Origin of the sequence: Anaerophaga thermohalophila str. Valhall (genome assembly GCF_000250735.1) — a bacterium.
In the GTDB taxonomy this organism is placed as follows: Bacteria; Bacteroidota; Bacteroidia; order Bacteroidales; family Marinilabiliaceae; genus Anaerophaga; species Anaerophaga thermohalophila_A.
This window is the reverse complement of record NZ_AHZV01000165.1, coordinates 1-1,478: the sequence shown is the minus strand read 5'-3', so window position 1 is coordinate 1,478 and position 1,478 is coordinate 1. Positions and strand designations below refer to the sequence as shown.

The following is a 1,478-nucleotide window of genomic DNA, read 5'->3' as shown; positions in this document are numbered from 1 at the left end:
GATACTGTTTAAGAAAGTGTGTCTGAAAAGGAATAAAAAAGGTCTTCTCAGGTTAGTTTTACAAACGAAAAAAATAGAAGTATAACTAAAAAGAGAAGACCTTATGGATTTTACAAAGGAACAATTAACAGAATTAATAAGCAAACATTTAAGCAAAGGAAAAGGGTTACAAGATGTTTTGGAATTGATGATAGAAAGCCTGATGCGAAGTGAACGACGGGAATTTTTGAACACCCAACCGGGGAATAAAGGGAATGGTTACCGTCAGGGTAGGAGTTACGGAAATGGGCGAGTCTTAGAGTTTCGTATACCAAGGGATCGTTACGGAAATTTTCATCCAACTATATTAGCCTTACTGCGGGATCAGGAATTAGAATGTGAGCGTTTAGCGGGTAGTTTGTACAGTAAAGGGCTTACCCAATCAGAGGTGGGGGAAATATTTGAAGAAGTGTACGGACGCCATTATAGTAAAGGCAGTATAAGCCGGATGATAGAATACCTGCGAGAAGATGTTGACCAATGGTTATCACGAAGTCTTGAGGCATATTATCCAATAGTATTTGTTGATGCCATTCACATAAAAGTACACCGAAAAGACAGGGTAGAAACCGAAGCCTTTTATGTGACCATAGCGGTAAAAGAGGATAAAACCCGAGAAGTATTAGGGATTTTCAACCGCCCTAGTGAGAGTTCCACAGGGTGGCAGGAAATGTTTGAGAGTTTGCAATCCAGAGGCGTACAATCCATAGGCTTGCTTGTAGCAGATGGGTTAAAATACCTTGAAGATGCCCTTGCCAGGGTCTATCCCACAACGCCCCTTCAAAAATGTGTTACGCATTTGAAGCGGAACATGCTCAACAAAGTGCGTCATAGCGATAAAGAAGAATTGAGTGAGGATTTACGGGAAGTATTTCAAACCGGCAATCAGTATTACACATCGGAACAAGCATGGAATGCCTGGCAGCAATTGTGTGAAAAATGGGGAAAAGATTACCGAACGATAAAGAAAATGAAAAATGATCCAACATATCGTTATTACTTTACGTATCTAAATTATGATTATCGAATTCAGTCAATGATTTATACCACCAACTGGATTGAGCGATTACAGCGAGATTTTAGAAGGGTATTGCGTATGCGAGGTGCTATGCCCAATGAAGAATCTGTAATAGTGTTAATGGCCAAAACAGCAATGGAAAAACGTGCATATTTCAGGCAATTACCAGGTATTGACAGGGATAAAACATTATTCCCTGAAAAGAAGAAGATGGAACATCCTGATTTGATAAATAAAGGAAGCGATTAGCAGCTATTCTGTCAAGGCTATACAAGTCCCTCCCTTCGGTCGGGAGCCTTGACAGAATAACTCCTAATCTCATATGAATATTTATCAAACCAGGAAAAAGAAAAATTAACTTTGCAATACGAACTAAACTGAGATAGATCTTTATCCGGACACACTAATTTAAACACTACCG

The 1,478-nt window shown here is 39.3% G+C and carries 1 protein-coding gene; it reads left to right on the top strand.

All coding sequences use genetic code 11. The annotated features are described in order from the left end of the window. Nucleotides 1-103: 103 nt before the first annotated feature. A complete protein-coding gene (locus tag OQ5_RS0108830; RefSeq protein WP_016777142.1) occupies nucleotides 104-1,306 on the top strand; it encodes an IS256 family transposase in 1,203 nt (400 codons plus the stop codon). Nucleotides 1,307-1,478 lie beyond the last annotated feature (172 nt).